General features: G+C 67.1%; 24 protein-coding genes. 10 read left to right on the top strand and 14 right to left on the bottom strand.

Annotation, left to right across the window (positions count from 1 at the left end; translation table 11 throughout):
- Positions 1-339: 339 nt before the first annotated feature.
- Together pssA and E0E05_RS06405 are read right to left on the bottom strand one after the other, a co-directional pair.
- Positions 340-1,197 carry a CDP-diacylglycerol--serine O-phosphatidyltransferase gene (pssA, locus tag E0E05_RS17645; RefSeq protein WP_131617923.1) on the bottom strand — a complete coding sequence of 286 codons (858 nt, stop codon included), beginning with the start codon at positions 1,195-1,197 and terminating at the stop codon, positions 340-342.
- 8 nt (positions 1,198-1,205) lie between these two features.
- Positions 1,206-1,907 carry a phosphatidylserine decarboxylase gene (locus E0E05_RS06405; RefSeq protein ID WP_131615966.1) on the bottom strand — a complete coding sequence of 234 codons (702 nt, stop codon included), beginning with the start codon at positions 1,905-1,907 and terminating at the stop codon, positions 1,206-1,208.
- A 129-nt stretch (positions 1,908-2,036) separates the two neighbouring features.
- Here E0E05_RS06405 and E0E05_RS06400 point away from each other — a divergent pair, with 129 nt between their 5' ends.
- Complete coding sequence (locus E0E05_RS06400) at positions 2,037-2,423, top strand: hypothetical protein (RefSeq protein ID WP_131615965.1); 387 nt, start codon at positions 2,037-2,039, stop codon at positions 2,421-2,423.
- Positions 2,424-2,441: 18 nt separating this feature from the next.
- Here the strand turns inward: E0E05_RS06400 and E0E05_RS06395 are convergent, their stop codons facing one another.
- From E0E05_RS06395 to E0E05_RS17640, 3 genes are all read right to left on the bottom strand, one after another.
- A complete protein-coding gene (locus E0E05_RS06395; RefSeq protein WP_244597977.1) occupies positions 2,442-4,331 on the bottom strand; it encodes an ABCB family ABC transporter ATP-binding protein/permease in 1,890 nt (629 codons plus the stop codon).
- Positions 4,324-4,686, bottom strand: a complete 363-nt coding sequence (locus E0E05_RS06390) for an ArsR/SmtB family transcription factor (RefSeq protein WP_131615964.1) — start codon at positions 4,684-4,686, stop codon at positions 4,324-4,326. Before E0E05_RS06390 ends, E0E05_RS06395 begins: the two co-directional genes overlap by 8 nt.
- A 90-nt stretch (positions 4,687-4,776) precedes the next feature.
- On the bottom strand, positions 4,777-6,765 hold the full coding sequence (locus E0E05_RS17640) for a LysM peptidoglycan-binding domain-containing protein (protein ID WP_244597975.1): 1,989 nt from the start codon (positions 6,763-6,765) through the stop codon (positions 4,777-4,779).
- Between the two features lie 152 nt (positions 6,766-6,917).
- Here E0E05_RS17640 and E0E05_RS06380 point away from each other — a divergent pair, with 152 nt between their 5' ends.
- Positions 6,918-7,517: an LOG family protein gene (locus E0E05_RS06380; RefSeq protein ID WP_131615963.1), complete on the top strand. Its 600-nt coding sequence runs from the start codon at positions 6,918-6,920 to the stop codon at positions 7,515-7,517.
- Positions 7,518-7,522: 5 nt separating this feature from the next.
- Here E0E05_RS06380 and rarD read toward each other — a convergent pair whose 3' ends face one another.
- The 7 genes from rarD to E0E05_RS06345 all read right to left on the bottom strand — a co-directional run bounded on the left by rarD (position 7,523) and on the right by E0E05_RS06345 (position 14,839).
- A complete protein-coding gene (gene rarD, locus E0E05_RS06375) occupies positions 7,523-8,461 on the bottom strand; it encodes an EamA family transporter RarD (RefSeq protein ID WP_131615962.1) in 939 nt (312 codons plus the stop codon).
- Positions 8,458-10,077, bottom strand: coding sequence for a citramalate synthase (gene cimA / locus E0E05_RS06370; protein WP_131615961.1), 1,620 nt, complete (start codon positions 10,075-10,077; stop codon positions 8,458-8,460). The genes rarD and cimA overlap by 4 nt, the downstream gene beginning before the upstream one ends.
- Positions 10,078-10,493: 416 nt before the next feature.
- Complete coding sequence (locus E0E05_RS06365) at positions 10,494-10,985, bottom strand: GFA family protein (protein WP_131615960.1); 492 nt, start codon at positions 10,983-10,985, stop codon at positions 10,494-10,496.
- Positions 10,982-12,451: a cysteine--tRNA ligase gene (cysS, locus tag E0E05_RS06360; RefSeq protein ID WP_131615959.1), complete on the bottom strand. Its 1,470-nt coding sequence runs from the start codon at positions 12,449-12,451 to the stop codon at positions 10,982-10,984. The genes E0E05_RS06365 and cysS overlap by 4 nt, the downstream gene beginning before the upstream one ends.
- 363 nt (positions 12,452-12,814) lie before the next feature.
- On the bottom strand, positions 12,815-13,432 hold the full coding sequence (locus E0E05_RS06355; protein WP_131615958.1) for a LysE/ArgO family amino acid transporter: 618 nt from the start codon (positions 13,430-13,432) through the stop codon (positions 12,815-12,817).
- An 18-nt stretch (positions 13,433-13,450) separates the two neighbouring features.
- Entirely contained in the window at positions 13,451-14,230 is a 780-nt protein-coding gene (locus E0E05_RS06350; RefSeq protein ID WP_131615957.1) for an SOS response-associated peptidase, read from the bottom strand.
- Positions 14,231-14,257: 27 nt separating this feature from the next.
- On the bottom strand, positions 14,258-14,839 hold the full coding sequence (locus E0E05_RS06345; protein WP_131615956.1) for a DUF2799 domain-containing protein: 582 nt from the start codon (positions 14,837-14,839) through the stop codon (positions 14,258-14,260).
- Positions 14,840-14,958: 119 nt separating this feature from the next.
- Here E0E05_RS06345 and E0E05_RS06340 point away from each other — a divergent pair, with 119 nt between their 5' ends.
- From E0E05_RS06340 to E0E05_RS06320, 5 genes are all read left to right on the top strand, one after another.
- Complete coding sequence (locus tag E0E05_RS06340) at positions 14,959-15,387, top strand: NUDIX hydrolase (RefSeq protein ID WP_131615955.1); 429 nt, start codon at positions 14,959-14,961, stop codon at positions 15,385-15,387.
- A gap of 99 nt (positions 15,388-15,486) precedes the next feature.
- Positions 15,487-16,500 carry a DUF3179 domain-containing protein gene (locus tag E0E05_RS06335; protein ID WP_131615954.1) on the top strand — a complete coding sequence of 338 codons (1,014 nt, stop codon included), beginning with the start codon at positions 15,487-15,489 and terminating at the stop codon, positions 16,498-16,500.
- Positions 16,501-16,668: 168 nt separating this feature from the next.
- On the top strand, positions 16,669-17,001 hold the full coding sequence (locus E0E05_RS06330; RefSeq protein ID WP_244597973.1) for a TIGR02301 family protein: 333 nt from the start codon (positions 16,669-16,671) through the stop codon (positions 16,999-17,001).
- A gap of 127 nt (positions 17,002-17,128) precedes the next feature.
- Positions 17,129-17,392: a hypothetical protein gene (locus E0E05_RS06325; protein ID WP_131615953.1), complete on the top strand. Its 264-nt coding sequence runs from the start codon at positions 17,129-17,131 to the stop codon at positions 17,390-17,392.
- Between the two features lie 31 nt (positions 17,393-17,423).
- Positions 17,424-18,155, top strand: a complete 732-nt coding sequence (locus E0E05_RS06320) for a hypothetical protein (RefSeq protein WP_131615952.1) — start codon at positions 17,424-17,426, stop codon at positions 18,153-18,155.
- Between the two features lie 20 nt (positions 18,156-18,175).
- On the opposite strand, the gene E0E05_RS06315 is transcribed toward E0E05_RS06320, so the two are convergent.
- Together E0E05_RS06315 and E0E05_RS06310 are read right to left on the bottom strand one after the other, a co-directional pair.
- On the bottom strand, positions 18,176-18,517 hold the full coding sequence (locus tag E0E05_RS06315) for a DUF4440 domain-containing protein (protein ID WP_131615951.1): 342 nt from the start codon (positions 18,515-18,517) through the stop codon (positions 18,176-18,178).
- Positions 18,518-18,627: 110 nt separating this feature from the next.
- The gene (locus E0E05_RS06310) at positions 18,628-19,959 is read right to left on the bottom strand and encodes a dihydroorotase (protein ID WP_131615950.1); all 1,332 of its coding nucleotides are present in this window, start codon (positions 19,957-19,959) and stop codon (positions 18,628-18,630) included.
- A gap of 77 nt (positions 19,960-20,036) precedes the next feature.
- Between E0E05_RS06310 and ygfZ the strand changes: the two genes are divergently transcribed.
- Genes ygfZ through E0E05_RS06295 form a run of 3 tightly spaced genes read left to right on the top strand, consistent with a single transcriptional unit; the run spans position 20,037 to position 22,071 of the window.
- Positions 20,037-20,915 carry a CAF17-like 4Fe-4S cluster assembly/insertion protein YgfZ gene (ygfZ, locus tag E0E05_RS06305; RefSeq protein WP_131615949.1) on the top strand — a complete coding sequence of 293 codons (879 nt, stop codon included), beginning with the start codon at positions 20,037-20,039 and terminating at the stop codon, positions 20,913-20,915.
- Positions 20,908-21,534 carry a YfbR-like 5'-deoxynucleotidase gene (locus tag E0E05_RS06300; protein ID WP_131615948.1) on the top strand — a complete coding sequence of 209 codons (627 nt, stop codon included), beginning with the start codon at positions 20,908-20,910 and terminating at the stop codon, positions 21,532-21,534. The genes ygfZ and E0E05_RS06300 overlap by 8 nt, the downstream gene beginning before the upstream one ends.
- A 3-nt stretch (positions 21,535-21,537) precedes the next feature.
- Complete coding sequence (locus tag E0E05_RS06295; RefSeq protein ID WP_131615947.1) at positions 21,538-22,071, top strand: tyrosine phosphatase family protein; 534 nt, start codon at positions 21,538-21,540, stop codon at positions 22,069-22,071.
- Positions 22,072-22,078: the final 7 nt, after the last annotated feature.

The raw sequence follows: 22,078 nt of genomic DNA, 5'->3' as shown, positions 1-22,078 counted from the left end.
ACCATGAAGGCTTCATCGAGGTGCGCGGCCGGGCCAAGCGCTTCGCCAAGATCGGCGGCGAGATGGTCTCGCTGGGCGCGGTGGAGATGCTCGTCCAGTCGCTGTGGCCGGCGGACCGGCACGCGGCGCTTTCGGTCGCCGACCGGCGCAAGGGCGAAAAGATCGTGCTTGCAACGACGACCAAGCAGGCCGACCGGCAGCGCATCGCCAGGAAGACGCAGGAAGAGGGCATGACCAAGCTTATGGTGCCGTCCGACATCGTCGAGATGGAGGACATTCCCGTGCTGGGGTCGGGAAAGACCGACTATGTGACGCTGCAGGAGCGGGTGATGGCGATGCTCAAGCGTCTGGGGCGTCGGGTGACGGGGTCGTCCGCGCCGCGTGACGACGCGCCTGGCGGCGCCAAAGACGTACCGAAAAAGGCAAAAAGCAAAGGTAGGCGATCGCCGAAAGCGTCAGCGTCGACCAGGTGAAGTTGGCGAGCGCGGCGACATAGAGCACCACGGTCAGGATCAGCGGCATCACGGCCGTGCGCGGCACGCGCGCGCCGAGCGTCTTGCCCGACCAGACCGGCAGGTTGGAAACCATCAGAAAGCCGATGACGATGGTGAAGACCGAGACCACCGAGGCGGTGAACCAGCCCGGCGAAAAGCCCAGAAATCCCAGATAGACCGGCAACAGCACCACCAGCGCGCCGCCCGGCGCGGGAATGCCGACGAAATAGGCCTGCTGCCAGCGCGGCCGGTTGCTGTCGCCGGCCATCACGTTGAACCGGGCCAACCGCAGCGTGCAGGCGATGACGTAGAGAAGGGCCGCGATCCAGCCGAACTGGGCCGCCTCGTCGAGCACGAAGATGTAGAGCACGAGCGCCGGCACGACACCGAAATTGACCGCGTCGGCGAGTGAATCCATCTCCGCGCCGAACCGCGATGTGCCCTTGACCAGCCGGGCCATGCGCCCGTCGAGCCCGTCCAGCACGGCGGCCAGCAGCACCAGGCCGATCGCCACGTCGAAGCGTTCCTCGAACGCCATGCGCACGGCGGACAGACCGGCGCAGATGGCAAGCACGGTAATGATGTTGGGCACGACGAAGCGCAGCGGGATTTCCCGCAGCCGCCGCTTGCGGGCCGCGTCGTCGCCATTGTCCGGATCGCGCTCGGGACCGTCAGGTTCGAACGGCGGGAAAGCATCGTCCATCGACATGGTCAGGACACCCGGGTGACGGGCGCGGGCCTTGGCCGGCCGAACGCGGCGATCACGGTTTCGCCGGCAACGGCAAGCTGGCCGACGAACACCTGCGGCTCGGCGCCCTCGGGCAGGTAGACATCGAGGCGCGAGCCGAAGCGGATCAGACCAATGCGTTCGCCGGCACCGAGTTCGTCGCCCTCCTCGCAGAAGCCGACGATGCGGCGGGCGACGAGGCCGGCCACCTGCACCGCCGCGACGGGTCCGTTCGGACTGTCGAAGACGAAGCCCTGACGCTCGTTCTCGCGGCTGGCCTTGTCGAGATCGGCGTTGACGAAGCTGCCCGGCCGGTAGGCGAGCGTGGTTATGCGGCCGCGCACCGGCGCCCGGTTCACATGCACCGAGAAGACATTCATGAAGACCGAGATGCGCAGCCGTTCGCCGTCGCCGAGGTCCAGTTCGGCCGGCGGAACGGCAGGCCCGACCGCCGAGACGATGCCGTCGGCGGCGCTGACGACGAGCGCGTCGTCAAGTGGCGTAACGCGCTCGGGGTCGCGGAAGAAGTAGGCGCACCATGCGGTCAGCGCCAGGCCGATCCAGAACAGCGGGTCCCACAGAAGGCCGAGCAGCACGGCGCCGGCGAAGAAGGCGGCAACGAAAGGCAAGCCTTCGCGGCGGACGGGCACGAAGGCCTTTGTGATCGTGTCGAGCAGGTTCTGCATGGACGCTCCGGGCGCGAAGGTTCGGCTCCGGACATATTGCGCGCCCTGCCCTTATGCAAGCGAACCGACCGGCTGCGTTCAAATCCGCATGGTTCTGCGATAGCCTGAGCGTATCTTGGGGGAACAGGCATGGCACACGATCGAAAATCAGTCGCGGTGACGGTCCTCGTCCTTGCTTCGGCTCTCGGCGCGGCAAGTGCGGAGGAGTTGCGGCTGCCGCTGAGCCATGGGTTGTGGGCCACCGGCGACGGGGTCTGCGCGATGGCACCGCCCGGACCGGTCGAGGACAGCTTCATCGAGATCGGACGCGGCACGTTCAGCATGTATGAGTCATTCTGCCGGATCGGCAATGTGCGGCAACCGGAGCCGGGCGAGTACCGGGCAACGCTGACCTGCACGAGCGAAGGCATGCCGACGAGTTTCGAACTGCGCATCGTCAAGCACAGCCCGGAACGCTTCACGGTCCTCGATGGCCCGGGGCGCGGCAAGGACTACGCCTATTGCGGACGCCGATGAGCGCAAGGGGAACCGCGGTCAGGTCGGCGAGACCGGCGGCCGGCGCACGATGATGCCCATCTCGTCCTCCTCGCGCGCCTTGCGCCAGCGCGTCTCGGCCTCGATCGCCTCGGACTGGCGCGTCCACATCTGCGCATAAAGGCCGTCCGGGATCGCCAGCAGATCGGCGTGCTTGCCGCGCTCGGCGATCTGCCCGTCGCGGAGCACGATGATCTCGTCGGCGCCGATCACGGTCGACAGCCGGTGGGCGATGACGAGCGTGGTGCGACCGCGCGAGACCAGGTCGAGCGAGGCCTGGATTTCCTGCTCGGTCGCCGTGTCGAGGGCCGAGGTCGCCTCGTCGAGGATCAGGATCGGCGGCGCCTTGAGGATGGTGCGGGCGATGGCGACGCGCTGCTTCTCGCCGCCCGACAGCTTCAGGCCACGCTCGCCGACCATCGTCTCGTAGCCCTGCGGAAGACCGTCGATGAAATCGGCGATCTGCGCCATCTCGGCGGCCTGGTGCACGTCCTCGTCGCTGGCGTCGGGCCGGCCGTAACGGATGTTGTAGGCGATCGTGTCGTTGAACAGCACCGTGTCCTGCGGGACCATGCCGATGGCGGCGCGCAGCGAGGTCTGGGTGACGTCGCGCACATCCTGCCCGTCGATCGTCACCGCGCCGTCCTGAACGTCGTAGAAGCGGAACAGGAGCCGCGAGATGGTCGACTTGCCGGCGCCCGAAGGCCCGACGATGGCGACGGACTTGCCGGCGGGCACCTCGAAGGAGATGCCCTTGAGGATCGGCCGTTCGGGGTCGTAGGCGAAGCGGACATCGTCGAACCGGATCGTGCCATCGGCGACGTCGAGCGGTCGCGCATCGGGCCTGTCGGCGATCTCGGCAGGAACGTCGAGCAAATCGAACATCTGTTCGATGTCGGTCAGCCCCTGACGGATTTCGCGATAGATGAAGCCGATGAAGTTGAGCGGCACGGCAAGCTGCATCAGCATGGCGTTGATGAAGACGAAGTCGCCGATGGTCTGCTCGCCCGCCTGTACGGCCCGCGCCGACAAGGCCATCATGATCAGAAGGCCGATGCCGAAGATCACCCCCTGGCCGAAATTGAGCCAGCCGAGCGAGGTCCACACGCGCGTCGCCGAGTGCTCATAGCGCGCCATCGACCCGTCGAAACGGGCGGCCTCCATCCGTTCGTTGCCGAAATATTTGACGGTCTCGAAATTGAGCAGCGAATCGATCGCCTTGGTGTTGGCGTCGGTGTCGCTCTCGTTCATGTCGCGCCGGATCTGGATGCGCCAGTCCGAGGCGCGAACCGTGAAGATCGCATAGGCGGCGACGGTCGCCCCGGTGACGATGACATATTCGGGCCCGTAGGCGAAACCGAAGATGATGGCGATCAGGCCGAATTCGATGATCGTCGGGGCGGTGTTCAGGATGGTGAAGCGGACGATCGCCTCGATGCCCTTGGTGCCGCGCTCGATGATGCGCGACAATCCGCCCGTGCGCCGCTCGAGATGGAAGCGCAGCGACAGGTCGTGCACGTGCACGAAGGTCTTGTAGGCAAGCTGGCGGACGGCGTGCTGGCCGACGCGGGCGAACAGCGCATCGCGCAACTGGTTGAAGGCGACGTTGACGATGCGGAAGACATTGTAGGCGACGACCAGCATGATCGGCGCGATCAGCACGGCGGGAATCCAGGCCGCAGCGTCCAGTTCGCCATTGAGCGCGTCGGTTGCCCATTTGAACCCGTAGGGCACCAGCATCAGAACGAGCTTGGCCAGCAGCAGGCAGACCAGCGCCCAGACGACGCGCCGCTTCAGATCCGGGCGGTTGTCCGGCCACATATAGGGCCAAAGGTTGAGGATCGTGCGCAGCGTGGCGCCGCGATCGGCGGAAACGGTCTTGTCAGACAAGGGATGTGTCTTTCGGTTCTGCCAAGGGGTCGGCGGCGGCGTCAGCGGTGCCGCACGCGGCCACGAAGCCCTCGAGCTGACCGACGAGCCCGTCGAGCGCGCGCCGGTCGAGTTGATAGTGCGAATGAGGCCGCCTGCGGTCGACCGTCACCAGCCCCGCATCGGCGAGCACCTTGAGATGCTGCGACACCGTCGACTGGGCCAGCGGCAGTTTGGCAACGACATCCTTGCAGCAACTGCGGCGGCGGCAGGCCAGCGCCCGCAGGATGTGCAGGCGCGCCGGATGGGCGAGCGCGGCCAGCTGGCGCGCGAGACGATCGTCGTCATGAGATGGTGGCTGGATGCAGTCTTTCATCGCAAATCGACGATAGACGATATGGGTACCCCTGGCCACCCGTCTTTGCCGAGGGATGCCGCACGAACCACGGGTCGGTCCGGCCCCTGATCAGTTGCGGGCGCGCAACTCGCGATGCACCGTCTCGGCGTCGTCCATCGCCTCGTCCGGCACGTCGAAGATCTGGCCCGGCCAGATGCGATCGGGGTCGGAGATCTGCTGTTCGTTGGCAAGATAGATGGTCGTGTACTTGACGCCCTCGCCATAGACCCGGCGCGATATCTGCCACAGCGTGTCGCCGCGCCGGATGATCACCGATTCACCGGTGGGCACCAGTTCCGAGGTCGTCTGCGGCACGTCAGCGGCGACAGCAGGTGGCCCCTGAAGCACGCCAAGCGCCTGCGGCGCGACAACGGGCTCGGCAGGATCGGAGGGCGCGGCAGCGACCTCGGCATCGCGGCTCGCCGGTGCTGTGGCGACCGGTGCGTCATCATCGGGCGCGGCCGTTGCCTCTTGCTGCACGGGATCGGCTTCGGTTTCCGGTGCGGCGGGGGTCACCGAGGTCTCTGCGGGCGCGGCGCTGGCGCTGTCGCCCGGTGCCGGTGTCGCCGGGGTCAGGTCCGCGAACGGGACGGTGGGCGGCGTCTGCGGCAGGCGGGCCGACGGCGCGACGGCAACGGCCGCCAGCCGCTCGCCAGCGCTGCGCGTGAACGGCACAGAGGCGCGACGCAGGACCTGGCCGGTCGCCTTGTCGATCGCATCGGCGCGGATGATGTAGTCGCCGACCGGCAGTTCGCGCCGCACCTGCACGAGGAAGCGGCCGCCCTCGCTGGCGACCGTGTCGCCCAGCAGCATGGCGTTGGCGTAAAGGCGCAGGCGCGTGCCGGGCGTGGCCGCGCCGGCAACGAACAGTTCATTGCCGTCTATCTCCACCGCCTCGATCCGCAACATGGCCGGGACATCGGCGGGGCCTTCCGTTTGCACCGGCGGTTCGCTCTCGGCGGCCTCGGGCGCTTCGGGAAGCGCAGCGAGTTCGGTGGTCTCGCCGGCCTCCTCCCTGGGCGCATCGGCCGGCGCATCTGCGGCGGTCTCCGCCTCGGCCGGCGCGACCTGATCGTCGACGGCTGGCGGCGCGGTGGCCGTGTCCAAAGGCGGGCCATCGGGCGTGACGGCGACCGGTGTCTCCCCGGTCGCTTCGCCCGGCGCATCGGTCTGCGTCCGGTCGGCCTGCTCGCGCGCTGGTTCCGGATCGTCTTCGGTGGCGGCAACGTCGGCCGTCGGTTCGGCGGCGGATCCATCGTCGCTCGACAGCGCCGCCACCGCCTCGCCCGGTGCAGCACCTTCGGCTTCGGTGCCATCGGCGTCGGGCACGGGGGTCAGCACCGGCGTTTCGGGTCCCGGCGTGGTGATCAGCCGGGACGGCGCGCCCGGCGCTTCGACAAGCGCGAGGACATCGCTGGAACCGGGCTCGGGAATGGCGACGATCGCGGTTTCGAGCGAGGTCACGGCGACGCCGTCCGGCGTCGTCGCGCGCAGCACGATCTGATAATCGCCCGGTTCGAGCGGTTCGTCGAGGACGGCCACGAAATCGCCGTTGGCGGCCGCCCGCGCCGTGGCCACGGTGCGGGTACCCGCGAGGACCTCGATGTTCGCGTCGGCGGGACCGGTTCCCGCGATCACCAGCGACCCGTCGGGTTCGGCACGCAGCAGATCGAAGCGCGGCAGGTCGGGCCGCCCTGCCGGACCGGCATCCGGCGCCGTGAGCGCGCCTGCCGGCACACCGTCGCTGAGCGTCGGCGGTTCCTCGGGATCGACGGCGAGCGCCAGCGTCACCGGTTCCTCGGCCGGATCATCGCCGCCGGTTTCGGCCGTCGCGGCCGGATCCGACGTTTCGATCTCATCGCCACCGCTCGCGCCGGTCGCATCGGTCACCGCGCCACCTTCGGGCACACGTGCTCCGGCGCCCGCCGGATCGACGTTCTCGACGAACATGCTGTCCTGCAACGCGGTGCGCACGCCGGCGAAATCGACGGCGACCGCCGCCGTCGCGCCGGCGAAGATCGCGCCGAGGGACCAGAGTATGGCGGGATGGATTACCATTTTGCCTTCCGAACATGGTCTGCGACGTACGAGCGAAGCAGAATCCCTTTGCGGCGCAATCTATGCGCATTGTGCCGACGCTGCAAACACCGCCGCACGGCGCGGACCCCGATCGGCTTGACCTTTTCGCCGCCCCGCGCCACAGATCGGCAATGACCGAAATCCGTTCGATTTGCGTATATTGCGGCTCGTCCTCCGGTGTCGACCGCAGCTTCGAGTTGGCGGCCGCGCAACTGGGTCGCACGATGGCCGAAAACGGGCTGCGCCTGGTCTATGGCGGCGGCACCAAGGGGCTGATGGGCGCGGTCTCGCGCGGCGTCATGGAAGGCGGCGGCAAGGTGTGCGGCATCATACCGCGCTTTTTGATGCACAAGGAGGCGACCGAAGAAGCGCTCGGCTCGCTCGACGAACTGATCATCACCGAGGACATGCACGAGCGGAAGCACGCCATGTTCGAGCGCGCCGATGCGTTCGTGACGCTGCCGGGCGGCATCGGCACGCTTGAGGAAGTGATCGAGATCATGACCTGGGCGCAGCTCGGCCGGCACACCAAGCCGATCGTGCTGGCCAACATCGACGGGTTCTGGAACCCGCTGATCGCGCTCCTGGACCATATGCGCGAGGCCGGCTTCATCCACACCGCCCATCGCGTGCAGCCGCTGGTGATCGACCGGGCCGAAGATATCGTGCCTGCGATCGTCGCCGCCGCCAATGGCGCGGCGGGCGAAGCGGCCGTGATCGAACGGCTCTAGAGCGTTCAGTGCGCCGGCGGCGCGGTGGCCGCGGCCCTTGCGGCGCGCGCGGTCCGGAACAGCGAGAGCGTATAGAGCGCCAGCGCCGCCCAGATGAAGCAGAACGCCACCAACTGCCATACGGAGAACGGTTCGCCGAAGACGAAGATGGCGACCAGGAAGATCATCGTCGGCGTCAGATACTGCATCACGCCGATCGTCGTGTAGCGCAGCAACTTGGCGCCATTGGCGTAAAGGATCAGCGGGATCGCGGTGACCGGGCCGGCCAGCAGCAGCAGACCGATGTCGGCCGCGCCGGTGGGTCCGAAATGGCCCGAACCCGCCATCGCCATCCAGCCGATGATGACGAGCGCGGGCGGCGACAGCAGGATCACCTCGAGCATGAAGCCCTGGGCCGCGCCGACCGGGAGCGTCTTGCGGAAGAAACCGTAAAGGCCGAACGAGAAGGCCAGCACCAGCGAGACCCAGGGCAGCCCGCCGGCCCGTAAGGTGAGGATCGCCACCGCCGTGGCCGCCAGCGCGATCGCCAGGGCCTGCAGCCGGGTCAGCCGCTCGCCCAGAAACAGGGTTGCCAGCACCACGTTGACCAGCGGGTTGATGTAGTAGCCGAGCGCGGCCTCCACCGTCCGCTCGGCGGCGATCGCCCAGACATAGACGCCCCAGTTGATCGAGATGAGCGCGGCCGTCAGGGCCGCCTGGGCGAGCGTCTTCGGATCGCGCAGCGCGGCCTTGAGGTCGGCGGTGCGCCGCATCAGCATCAGCAGCACCCCTGCCACCGGTACCGACCAGACGACCCGGTGGGCGACCACCTCCCAAGGCGCAATGTGGTCCACCCACTTCATGTAGAACGGCAGCAGGCCCCACAGCAGGAACGCACCGAGCGCGAAGGCAAAGCCCGCGGCGGGTTCGGCAGCGTCGGCCGGTCTTGCCGGGCGGGCGCTCATTCCGCCGCCATCAGGCCGGCGGCGCCACGGTTCTTCATCAGCTTGAAGGTGATCGAATCCATCAGCGCCTGGAACGAGGCGTCGATGATGTTGTCGGAAACGCCGACGGTCCACCAGCGCTGGCCGGTCATGTCGGTCGATTCGATCAGCACGCGGGTGATCGCCTCGGTGCCGCCATTGAGGATGCGCACCTTGTAGTCGACCAGTTCGAGATCGGCGATCTCGCCCTGGTATTTTCCCAGATCCTTGCGAAGGGCGAGGTCGAGCGCGTTGACCGGACCGGCGCCCTCGGCGACAGACATGCGCTGCTCGCCGTCGACGGTGACCTTCACCACCGCTTCCGACAGCGTGATCAGCCGCCCGCGCGCATTGTGCCGGCGCTCGACGACGCAACGGAACGAATCGACGGCGAAGAACTCGGGCACCTCGCCCAGCGTGGCCCGCGCCAGAAGTTCGAAGCTGGCGTCCGCGCCTTCATAGGCGTAACCCTCCGCCTCGCGTTCCTTGACCAGCGCAATCAGCGTGTCGAGGCGCGGATCGTCCTTTGCGACCGCGATGCCGCGCCGTTTGAGCTCGTCGATGAAGTTCGACTTGCCGCCCTGGTCGGAGACCATGACGCGGCGCGTGTTGCCGACGCTTTCGGCCGGCACGTGCTCGTAGGTGCGGGGGTCCTTGATCAGCGCGGAGGCATGGATGCCCGCCTTGGTAGCGAACGCCGATGCGCCGACATAGGGGGCCTGGGCGTCGGGCGCACGGTTGAGCAGTTCGTCGAAGGTGCGCGACAGCCGCGTCAGCCCGACGAGATCGTCGGCGGAGATGCCGGTTGCGAAGCGTTCGGACCAGACCGACTTGAGACCGAGCGTGGCGATCAGCGTGACGAGGTTGGCGTTGCCGCAGCGCTCGCCGATGCCGTTGAGCGTGCCCTGGACCTGGCGGACGCCGGCCTCGATCGCCGCGAGCGAATTGGCGACCGCCTGGCCGGTGTCGTCATGGGCATGGATGCCGAGCCGGTCACCGGGCACGCCGGCCTCGATGACCGCGCGGGTGATCGCGCGGATTTCGCCCGGTTGGGTGCCGCCATTGGTGTCGCACAGCACGATCCAGCGCGCCCCGGCCTCGTGGGCGGTCTTGGCGCAGGCGAGCGCATATGCCGGATTGGCCTTGTAGCCGTCGAAGAAATGCTCGCAATCGACCATCGACTCGCGGCCCGCGCCGACGGCGGCCTCGACGGACTGGCGGATCGAATCGAGGTTCTCCTCCGGTGTGCAGCCGAGCGCCACCTCGACGTGATAGTCCCACGCCTTGGCGACGAAGCAGATCGCGTCTGCATCGGCTTCCAGCAGGGCGGCGAGGCCCGGATCGTTGGAGGCCGAGACGCCGGCGCGCTTGGTCATGCCGAAGGCGACGAACGAGGCGCTGGCCGTGCGCTTGCGCGAAAAGAAGGCCGTGTCGGTCGGATTGGCGCCGGGATAGCCGCCTTCGACATAGTCGATGCCGAACTCGTCGAGCATGCGCGCGATGGTGATCTTGTCGTCGACCGAAAAGTCGATCGCGGGCGTCTGCTGGCCATCCCTCAGCGTGGTGTCGAACAGGTAGATGCGCTCACGGGCGGACATGACGGCTCCGATGGTCAACGCCGGCGTGGTAATGCAGGGCGCGTGCCGGCGCAATGTCGGTATGCCCCGGCCTGTGTTGGAAGTCGCTCATTCGCCGGCCCTGGCGCCGAAGTGCCCCCACCCCTCCCCATGAATGTGGGAGTGGAGACCTTGGGACCGCATGAACCGGTCTGCCCTCACCCCTCACCCCTCCCCTATGAATGAGGCATCGGCACTGCATGAACCGGACTGCCCCCACCCCTCACCCCTCCCCCGTAAACGTGGGAGGGGAGGCATCGACACCTCACCGGCGCTGTCGGCTTTCGAGCCTGGCTGGAAGGTCGGTTGTGCACGCATGGTGTCCGCGTCTCCCCTCCCACGTTTACGGGGGAGGGGTGGGGGTGGGGGAACCTGTCCCGGGCGGTGAAGAGTCTGTCTCAGCTGCGCGCGGGCGGCCAGGTATCGGTGTCGTGGTCCGGATGTTGGCGGTTGGTGGCGGCGATGTCGCGCACCCTCTTGCCGTCGAGGAACTCCTCTTCCTCGGTGGTGCGTCCGTCACGCACGGCGGCGTCGGCCAGCCAGGGCATCTTCGCTTCCGTGCCGTAGGTGGAAACCGGCGGCACCGCGGCGGGATCGTCGAGCGAACCCAGCGTGACGTTGATGCCGTCAAAGCCCAACGTCTCGAAGAACAGCGGCGTGCCGCATGCGGCGCAGAAGCCGCGCCGCACCGGGCCGGAGGAATGAAACCATGACGGCTCGCCGCGGGTGATCTCGAAAGCGTCTCTTTTGGCGCCGCCGAGCGGCATGAAGTAGTTTCCCGCCGCCTTCTGGCACATGCGGCAATGACACAGATGCGGGTCGTCGAGCGGCCCGTGGACACGGTAACGCACGGCGCCGCACTGGCAGCCGCCGCTGATCGTCGGGGTCATCGCTTCACCTCCCATGTGGTCACGCGCTCGCCTGTGTTGGGGTCCTTGCCGTCCTTGAGCTGGATGCCCTTTTCGAGCAGTTCGTCGCGGATGCGATCGGCTTCGGCCCAGTTTTTGTCGCGAATGAAGCTAGACCGAACCGATATCATGCCCTCGACTTCCGCTTCACTTGGAGCATCGGAAGTTCGAACGAACTGCCGCATGAAATCATCGGCAGAATCCTCCAGAAGCAAGCCCACGAGACGCAGACTTGCTGTCAATCTGCGCTTCAATTCAATCGAGGGCATGCCGCCGGTAACGTTGATTTCCTTGTTCAATGAATCGATTCGCGCGAAGGCGTCCTGCAGATTGAGATCGTTGGAGCAGTGGGCGAGGAACTCCGGATCAGGGAATGTGTCGCCCAACGGTGTCGCAAGAGCTCGATAGTAGGAAATCAGCTTACTCTCCGCCTCCTCAAGCCGTCGCACGGAGAAATCGATCGGCTCGCGATAGTGCGTCATCAGCATGGCCAGCCGCAGCACCTCGCCGGGCCATTTGCGGCCGCCGAATTTCTCGGTCTCCAGAAGATCGTGCACGGTGACGAAGTTGCCGAGCGATTTGGACATCTTCTGCCCTTCGACCTGAAGAAAGCCGTTGTGCATCCAGTAGTTGGCCATCACTTCGGTGCCGTGCGCGCAGCGGCTCTGGGCGATCTCGTTCTCATGGTGGGGGAAGACCAGATCGATGCCGCCGCCATGGATGTCGAACCGTTCGCCCAGATGGTGGGCGCTCATCACCGAGCATTCGATGTGCCAGCCGGGCCGGCCGTGGATCGCCGTGCCGCCGAAATCGGCGTCCCAGCCCGGTTCGTCCGGTCCGCTCTGCTTCCACAGCACGAAATCGGCCGGATTGCGCTTGTGCGCGGCGATGGCGACGCGCGCGCCCGCCTGCTGTTCGTCAAGGTCGCGTTTCGACAACATGCCGTAGTCGGGCATCGAGCCGACATCGAACAGCACCTCGGCCCCCTCCTCGCCGGTCGCGACATAGGCGTGGCCCCGGTCGATCAGCGTGCCGATCATCGCGATCATGTCCTCGATATGCTCGGTGGCGCGCGGCTCGTGCGTCGGCGGCAGGCAGCCGAGCGCGAGCGCGTCGGCCCGGAACCGGTCGGCGGTCTTCTCGGTCACCGCGCGAATCGCCTCGTTCAGCGGCAGGTCCGGATGATCGCGCAGGGCGCGCGCGTTGATCTTGTCCTCGACGTCGGTGATGTTGCGAACATAGGTGACGTGGTCCGCGCCATAGACGTGCCGCAGCAGGCGGAACAGGACGTCGAAGACGATCACCGGGCGGGCATTGCCGATGTGGGCGTAGTCGTAGACGGTCGGGCCGCAGACATAAAGGCGCACATTGTCCGGATCGATCGGCTCGAACCGGCGCTTGGCGCGGGTGAGCGTGTCGTAGAGCTGGATCGGGGTCTGGTCGGCCATGGCACTGTTCCTGAAGTCGCGGCGGCTCGCTCATGACACGGCGGTGGCGGTCGTGCCAAGCCGGTGCGCCGAAGCAACTCCATGCCCGTCATGCGCGCACCGTTCGGGCGTTGCACGCAACGAGGCACTCTTCATGTCAGATTCTTGACGATTTTTTTGATACCCCATCAATTTTTACCTGTTCAACGATGGTCTTGAACGTCTACGATGAAGTTCTCTGCGTAGGCGGAGCCGGGTATCTCGCGGTGGAGTTTGCGCCCCATCTTCCACTGTGCTCGGCCATTTGCTTCTCACGGACCAGGAGCCGCAAGTGGCAGATGCCTGGGGCGCCTACGCAGAGCCTTCCCTTTCGTCGGTGGGCGCTTACGGATAAAGGCTCGCGAGCAGGCCCACGGCCAGCGCGGCCATGATCAGCGCGATCAGCAGATCGAGAACCCGCCAGGCGCCCGGCCTTGCGAAGAACGGCGCCAGCAGCCGCGCGCCGTAGCCAAGCGTGAAGAACCAGACAAAGCTTGCGGCCATCGCGCCGCCACCGAACGCGGCGCGCGCGGCACCCTCGTACCGACCCGACAGGCTGCCGAGCAGCACGACCGTATCGAGATAGACGTGCGGGTTCAGAAAGGTGAAGGCGAGGCAGGTCGCAATCGCGGCGCGCAGCGACAGGGCGCCGCCATCGGGCGCGCCGGCGATCAGCGCGGACGGCCTGAGGGCGCGGCGCAACGCCAGCACAGCATAGACGAACAGGAACGCGGCGCCGCCGATCGTGACGGCCATGATCAGGCCGGGGTTTCCGGCGATCAGCGTGCCGAGGCCGGCGACGCCGGCGGCGATCAGCAAGGCATCCGAGAGCGCGCAGATCAAACACAGGATGAACACGTGCCGGCGGGCGAGCCCCTGCCTGAGGATGAACGCGTTCTGCGCGCCGATCGGGATGATCAGCGTGGCGCCGAAAACAAAACCGTTTGTGGCGACAGCGAGCATGGAACGGTGCGGATCGGGTCAGAACAGGCTGGGCTGTTCGTCATCGCCGTCGTCGTCGCCGTTTGCAACCGGTTTGTCGCCGTCAGCGCTAGCAAAGTCCTTCGGTTCGACCGGCTCCAGCAGGTCCGGACCGGAATTGGCCACCTTGTTGACCCGGTCGGAGACGGCCACCGCTTCAAAGACGCCCTGCTCCGGCATCGCCAGAAGGTCGGCGACATCGGCCGGTCCATATGTGCGGCAATCGAGCCAGCGCGCATGGTCTTGTGGTGCAAGCGGCACGGGCACGCGGTCATGGATGTGCGCCAGGTCCGCCGGTGCGGCCGTCGTCAGGATCGCGCATGTGTCGATCTCGCTGCCATCCTTGCCGATCCAGGTCTCTTGCAGGCCGGCAAAGCCGACCGGCGCACCGCCGGGCGTGTGGATCCAGTAAGCCTGCGACCGGCGGGAGGGCTTGTCGCGCTTCCACTCGTAGAAGCCGGAGGCGGGGATGATGCAGCGGCGATGGCGCATCGCCCCGCGGAACGAGTTCTTCGTCGCCGCGGTCTCCGAGCGCGCATTGATGAGCAGCGGAAAGTCCTTGGGGTCCTTGACCCAGGACGGCAGCAATCCCCATCGCATCAGCACCGCGTCGCGGTCCGGCAGGTTCGAGCCCTCGGGCCGATCGGGCGCGACCGTGACGACGAGGATCGGCTGGGTCGGCGCGATGTTGTAGCGCGGCGGAAATGCCTCGACCCCGGCGACCGCGAAGAAGCGCTCGATGTCTTCCCTGGTATGGATCAGCGCGAAGCGGCCGCACATGGCATGTTCCCGTCGGCCGCAGGGATGCTACTGGACGAACGACTGCGACGCCTGGGACAGGCGCAGCCGATAAAGATCGGCCTCGCGCTCGGTCCTGGCCACATCGGCCTGCGCGGTCGAAAGGCGGTTGCGTGCCAGTTCGAGCTCGACCTGGATGCGCGTGCGCTCGGCATCCTCGGTCGCCGCCGACAGTTCGCGGATCAGCCGGTCGATCTCGCGCTGCGTCTCGTCGCGCCGCGAGCGCGCGTCATGCACCGCGTCGCCGACGCGATAGGCCTCGTTGAACCGGGCCGCCAGATCGGCCGGACAGGCATTGCGGTTGACGCCACCGGAAAGACCCACGCTCAGCCCGTTGCTCGGCGTGCAGTAGCTGCGGATGCCGCTCTCCCAGCCGCTTTGCCAGGCCGCCGCATTGACCGTGATGCCGAACCGGGTGCAGGCTTCCTGATGCCGCGCGATATAGGTCGAGGGCTGGCCCTGAGCGCCATCGCTCTGGCCCAGCTGCTGCCAGTCGACCACCTGACACTGTTCCTCGTTCAGCGTCGCGCAGGACGACAGCGCCAAAGCCGCCGCGCCGAGCGCGGCCGTTGCGATCAGATAACGCATCATGATGTAAGCCCCCAGACACCCCTTCGGCCTTGCGGCCGCCCGTCCCGGCCGCGATACTATCGCCGGCCGGGCGCGCAAGGCAAACGTCAATGTGCACAGCAACCCGGAGACCCTTGCAAATGGGCGAAAACCGCCACCCCGCTGCCGCCGTTTCGGTGGTGATCCGCGACGACCGGACCGGCGCCTTCCTCCTTGCCCGCCGGGCGCGGCCGCCGGCGCAGGACCTGTGGGCGTTTCCCGGCGGACGCGTGCAGTGGGGCGAAACGATCCGCCAGGCGGCGGCGCGCGAACTGGCCGAGGAGACGGGCCTGAGGGTCGATGCGGACAGCCTCGCCGTGGCCGAGGTGGTCGATCTGATCGGCGACGAGAACCATGACGGCGCGCCCGATCATCATTTCGTCCTGACCGTCTTCACCGCGCGGGCATCGGGCGAGCCGGTCGCCGGCGACGATGCGGCCGAGTTGCGGTTCGTCACGACGGACGAGATGGACGCCCTGCCGATGACGCGTACGACGCTCGCCACAGCGCGCCGTCTCGCCGGCGCGTGAGCGCGCCCACGCGATCGTGAGCGGGCTTTATTGGCCCGAGCGCCATCGCGCTTCTACGCTGAAAGGCGTAACCCTCGATCCGCTCCAAAGAGGCCATCGATGACCACCGATACCAGTCGCGCTCTGCTGAAGCCCCGCCGCACCGGCCTGGTGGCTGCCCTTGCGCTCGGTTCGCTTCTAGCCGTGACGGCATCGGCCGGCGCCGATCCGGTGCGCTGGTCGATGGAAGGCTGGAAGACCGACTTCGAACAGTCCTCGGTCGATCTCGCCCGCATCCGATCGGGCGGACCCCCGCGCGACGGCATACCGTCGATCGACAATCCGGTCTTCGAGTTCGTGCCCGGCCATGATGCCCTGGCCCCGAACGAGCCGGTTGTCGGCCTGACGATCGACGGCGACGCGCGCGCCTATCCGCTGCGCATCCTGACCTGGCACGAGATCGTCAACGACGTGGTCGGCGGCGTGCCGGTCGCCGTCACCTACTGCCCCCTATGCAATTCGGCGCCGGTCTTCGAGCGCACCGTCGACGGTCGCGTGCTCGAGTTCGGCACCACCGGAAAGCTCAAGGATTCCAACCTGATCATGTATGACCGGCAGACCGAGACCTGGTGGCAGCAATTCACCGGCGAAGCGATCGTCGGCGAGATGACCGGTCAGATGCTGGAACTGGTGCCGGTGCGGCTGCAGTCCTGGGCCGAATTCGCCGAGGACAATCCGACCGGGCGGGTGCTGGTGCCCAACAACGAGTCCATGCGCGACTATGGCCGCAACCCCTATGTCGGCTATGACAGTTCCCGGCCGTTTCTCTATGACGGGCAGCTTCCCGAGGACATCGACCCGATGGAGCGGGTCGTGATCGTGCCGCGCGACGACGCCGAGCCGCTGATCGTGACGATGAACACGCTTGCCGAGGCGGGCGCCTGGTCCGCCGACGGGCTGGCGTTCACCTGGACCGCCGGACAAGCCTCGGCGCTCGATACGAACCGGATCGATCAGGGCCGTGACGTCGGGACCGTGCTCGTCACGCGCGATGGCGAGGACGTGCCGTACGACGTGACCTTCGCCTTTGTCGCACATGCCTTTCATCCCGGCGTCACAATCGTCGGCAAGTGACGGGCACTGGAAATGCCGGGCGTTAACCGGTCGTGCTGTTTCGACAGGCGGGCGCTTGTTTGTGCCCCAATTGAGTGCAACAAACCGGCCCGGGTGAAAGCGATGGGACGGGACGTGGCGTTCACGAGGACGGCAATCGCAGGGATGGTGACGGCTGTGGCATTGGCCATGGCGCAGATACCCGCGACCGCGCAGACCGCCGCTCCCTATGACGACAAGCTGGGCCGGCTCGCCGAAGTGCTCGGATCGATCCATTATCTGCGTAACCTGTGCGCCGAACCGAGCAATCGGTGGCGCGACGAGATGGAGCGTCTGCTTTCGGCCGAAAAGCCCGAACCGGTGCGCCGCGCCCGCCTGATCGCGGCGTTCAACAAGGGCTATCGCAGCTTCGACAGCGTCTATGCGCGCTGCACCGAACAGGCGCGAACGGCCGCCGACAGGTACGTCACCGAGGGCCGGACACTGGCGCTCGATCTGGCCAACACCTACGGGCCGCAATAGCGGGACGATGCGGCCGTTAACGTTCGACACAGGTCGACAATGTCAAATTGCGACAATGTGTTAGGGTTACGGAAAGCGGCAACGGTCTGGCCCGAACAAGGACACAACCGCCGGAGCGGGAAACACGATGGAACCAAAGCAGGAACTCGAAGCCCTCGAAGACGCGATCACGGTGGAAAAACGCCGTGCCGCGCGCGAGATGCAGTCCGAGATCTGGAACGACGGCATTCTCGAGGGCATCGAAACCGACATCCTGGCCGATGCGGCCATGGCGACCGCGCTCGAGGAGATCGTCGGTGAGAACGGCGAGGACGCCGCCCTTGCGGTGATCGAGGAGATGCGCGAACGGCTGGTCGCCGGCGAGTTCACCCGGCTTCGGACGCTGCAATAGGGAGCCGCGCCTGGCGCGGGAGCTTCGGAGCATGGCGGGACGCCGCGACATCGGTGCCGGAACCGGACGCAGCAGGCCGGTGCGGCCGGCCGTGGCCGCGATCGCCTGCTCCCTGCTATTCGCCGGGCTGACGCCGACCATGGCGCAGGAACCGGTCGCCCCGCCGCCCTCCGGCATCGTTCCGGCGCCGCCGCCGCTCGGTCTCGAAGACCCCGACAATCCGCTCGTTCCGCCCGCCGGCTCGCCGCAGGGAACGACCGATCCGGCGCGCAGCCAGGTCGGTACCGGTGAGGTTCCGGTGCAGATCTCCGACGATGTGTCGGAACTGCCCGCCCCGGTGCGGCGCATGCGCGAACTGATCATGGACGCGGCCCGCTCGGGCGACCCAGAACGGCTGCGGCCGCTGATCGGCAGCGGGCCCGACACCACCCGCCTTTCGCTGGCCGAGATCGAGGGCGATCCGATCGACTATTTCAAGTCGATCTCCGGCGATGTCGAGGGCCACGAGATGCTGGCCATCCTGCTCGAAGTATTCGAGGCCGGGTATGCGCGCTTCGACGCGGGCACCGAGAACGAACTCTATGTCTGGCCCTACTTCTTCGCCAAATCGCTCGATGCGCTGACGCCGGAGGAGCGGGTGGAACTGTTCAAGCTGGTCACGGCCGGCGACTACGAGGACATGGTCGGCTTTGGCGCCTACATCTTCTTCAGGGCCGGCATCACGCCCGAGGGCCGCTGGCTGTTCTTCGTCGCCGGCGACTGATCGGGATCGGAAGATGCGTTCTAGTTCAGCGGTGTCTGCTGATGCTGGACGATCTTCCAGGCGCCCTGCTTCTCCGCATAGGTTGACGTGCAATAGGCGCGATAGACATCGCCGTCGCGCCGGCCCTCGGCGCGATAGGCGAGCACGATTACCCCTTGCGACGGGCTGACCGTGGTCTGCTCGCTCATCGCCACATCGTTCCAGCGCGGCGCCTCGCGCACGAGATCGATCACCTTCTGGCCGAAGCAAAGGCCGATCGGCGCTGGAAAAGCCATCACGCACAGATCGGCCAGATGGTTCTGGAACGCCTCGACGCCGCCGGTCCACATATGCCGTTCGATCTGCCAGATCTGCTGGTTCATTTCTCACCCTTCGTTGCGGTAAGGGCGCCCCACGGCCACTGCCTATCGGCGCACCCACACCTGCGCAACAAACCATGACGGGAAACATTTCGTTCCGCGCCGGGCGATGCTCAGGTGCCGAGCGCCTCGTCGAAAAGCACCTTCTCGCCCCGGGAGGGCGTGGCGATCTCGCCCTCCCACATGACCCGTGCACCGCGGACGATCGTGCCGACCGGCCAGCCCGTGACGGCGATGCCGTCGAAGGCGGTCCAGCCCGCCTTCGAGCCGGCATCGGCGTGTCGGATCGTCTCGGTGCGCTTGAGGTCGACGATGGTGAAGTCGGCATCGTAGCCCTTGGCGATCCGTCCCTTGCGGGCGATGCCGAACAGCCGCTGCTGACCGTGCGATGTCAGATCGACCAAGCGCTCCAGCGTCAGACGGCCCTCATGAACGTGATTGAGCATGATCGGCACGAGATATTGCACACCCGGCATGCCCGAGGGCGAGGCCGGATAGGGCTGCTGCTTTTCTGCGAGCGTGTGCGGCGCGTGGTCCGAGCCGAGCACGTCGACGACGCCCTGCGCAATGCCCTTCCACAGCCCTTCGCGATGGCGCGCCTCGCGGATCGGCGGGTTCATCTGGATCAGCGTGCCGCGCGTCGCATAATCGTCGGCGGTGAACGTCAGATGGTTGGGCAGCGCCTCGCAGGAGGCGACGTCCTTGTGCCCGGCGAGGAACTCGATCTCCTCGGCCGTCGAGATATGCAGCACATGGATGCGCGCGCCGGCCTGTCGCGCGATTCGCACCAGCCGATGGGTCGATTGCAACGCGGCCTCGACATCGCGCCAGACCGGATGGGACGCCGCGTCGCCCTCGACGCGTTCGCCCTGCCGCTCGCGCAGCCGGTATTCATCCTCCGAGTGGAAGGCGGCGCGGCGGCGCGTGTTGCGCAGGATCGTGCCGACCCCCTCGTCGTCCTCGACCAGCAGGTCGCCCGTGGACGAGCCCATGAAGACCTTGATCCCCGCCGCGCCGGGCAACCGTTCCAGTTCGCCGACGATCCCGGCGTTCTGGTGGGTGCCGCCGACCCAGAAGGCGAAATCGCAATGCATGCGACCGGTCGCCCGGTCGATCTTGTCGGCCAGCGCTTCTTCGGTGACGGTCAACGGCTTGGTGTTGGGCATCTCGAACACGGTCGTGACGCCGCCGAGCACCGCCGCGCGCGAGCCGGTTTCAAGGTCTTCCTTGTGCTCGAGGCCGGGCTCGCGGAAATGCACCTGGCTGTCGATCACGCCGGGCAGGATGTGCAGGCCGGTGCAGTCGATCACCGCGCCCGCCGCCGTCGCGTCGATGGTCCCGATCGCGGCGATCCGGCCGTCCGTGATGCCCACGTCGCGCATGCCGGTGCCGTCATGATTGACCACCGTGCCGCCCTTGAGAACCGTGTCGAAGCTCCGTGTCACTGCCTGCCTCCCGCCGCCTTGCCGTCATCCGCCAACGGGCTTACGTATCGGCCGAACGGTTTGCAAGGAAACCCGACATGGCTTCTGTCGTCCTGCCCGAGCGCCTTCTTATCGGCGTGACCGGCGCCGATGCCGAGCATCTTCTGCATAACGTGCTGACCTGCGACATCACCGCCCTGCCCGAGGGCGTCGCGCGGCCCGGCGCGCTGCTGACGCCGCAGGGCAAGGTGATGTTCGACTTCCTCGTCGGACGCGACGGCGAGGGGTTCGTGATCGACCTTGACGGGGCGCAGGCGGACGCGTTCCTCAAGCGCATGATGCTCTACCGGCTCCGCTCCAAGGTCGAATTTGACAAGCGCGATCAGATGGTTGTCGTCGCAAGCTGGGACGGTGATTCCGCTCTCTCACAATCTGATTCAATACCTGTCCTGCGCGACGAGCGCTTTGCCGCGACCACAGTGACGCGCGCGCACCTGCCGGCGGGGACCGAGGCGGGCGACACCGCACCGCTTTGGCAATGGCACCGCCTTCGCATCGACAACGGCGTGCCCGAAAGCGGTGACGATTTCGAACTGGGCGATGCGTTCGGTCACGACATCTCGCTCGACCAGAATGGCGGGCTCGACTTCAGGAAGGGCTGCTATGTCGGCCAGGAAGTGGTCAGCCGGATGCAGCATCGCGGCACGGCGCGCCGGCGCGTGGTGATCGTGACCGCCGAAACCGCCCTGCCGCCGGCCGGTACCGAGATCAGCGCCGGCGGCAAACTGGCCGGTACGCTCGGAACCGTCGTCGAGGACCGGGGGCTTGCGATCGTGCGGCTCGACCGGATCAAGGGCGCGACCGACAAGGGCGAACCGGTCGTCGCGGGCGAGATCCCCGTTTCGGTGCAGCTTCCGCCGAACGTCACCTATGGCTGGCCGGGCGAAGCGGGTCCGGACGGCGACGCCGATGCCTGACAAGGCCGGGGCACCGCCGCGCGCGTGGCAGCGCATGCTTTCGGGCCGCCGGCTCGACCTGCTCGATCCGTCGCCGCTCGACGTCGAAATCTCCGACATCGCGCACGGGCTGGCGCGCGTTGCGCGGTGGAACGGCCAGACGCGCGGCGACCACGCCTTCTCGGTCGCCCAGCACTGCCTGGTGGTCGAGCATATCGTCCGCCGCCTGAAGCCCGATGCCGACAGGACGACGCTGCTGATGACGCTGCTGCACGATGCACCCGAGTATGTGATCGGCGACATGATCTCGCCGTTCAAGCAGGTGATGGGCGGCGACTACAAGCTCGTCGAGAGCCGCCTGCAGCAGGCGATCCATCTGCGCTTCTCGCTGCCCGCACAGATGCCCGCCGCGACCAGAAAACTGGTCAAGCGCGCCGACATGATCGCCGCCTTCTACGAGGCGACGCGGCTGGCCGGCTTCACGGTCAGCGAGGCGGGAACCTATTTCGGCCGGCCGCGCGCGGTGACGCCCGATAGCCTGCCGCTCGAACCGATGCCGGCGAGCGAGACCGAGGCGGCCTTCCTTGCACGCTTTGCCGATCTGGAAGCCCGTGCGGGCCGGCCCAACGGAAAGGGGTAAGCAATGCCCTATCTCGCCATTTGCTCGCTGGCGCGCATCGCCGAGACGGCGCGCCGGCATTCGCCGAGCCACATGCTCACGGTGATCAGCGGCGACCCGGCCATCGACCGGCCCGCGGCGATCCGCGCCGACAACCATCTGCGGCTCGACATGAACGATATCGGGGTCGACACACCGGGTCTGATCACGCCGGGCGAAGCGCATGTACGGCAGATCATCGATTTCGCGCAGCGCTGGGACCGGGCTTCGCCGCTCCTGATCCACTGCTTTGCCGGCGTCTCACGCTCGACGGCGTCGGCCTATGCGATCGCACTGGCGCTCGATCCGGACCGCGACGAGGCCGAGCTTGCCCGCGAACTGCGCCTTCGTTCGCCCACCGCGACGCCGAACCCGAAGATCGTCGCGATCGCCGATGACCTCTTGGGCCGGGGCGGCAGGATGGTCGATGCCATTGGCGCCATAGGCCGGGGCGCGGACTGTTTCGAGGGCACGCCCTTCGTTCTGCCGCTTTCGGACGATCACGCGCACATCATGTAAGGCGGCG

Source organism: Roseitalea porphyridii (assembly GCF_004331955.1).
GTDB lineage: Bacteria > Pseudomonadota > Alphaproteobacteria > Rhizobiales > Rhizobiaceae > Roseitalea > Roseitalea porphyridii.
Note: the sequence above shows the minus strand (reverse complement) of the source record. Positions and strands in the feature narration are given on the sequence as shown.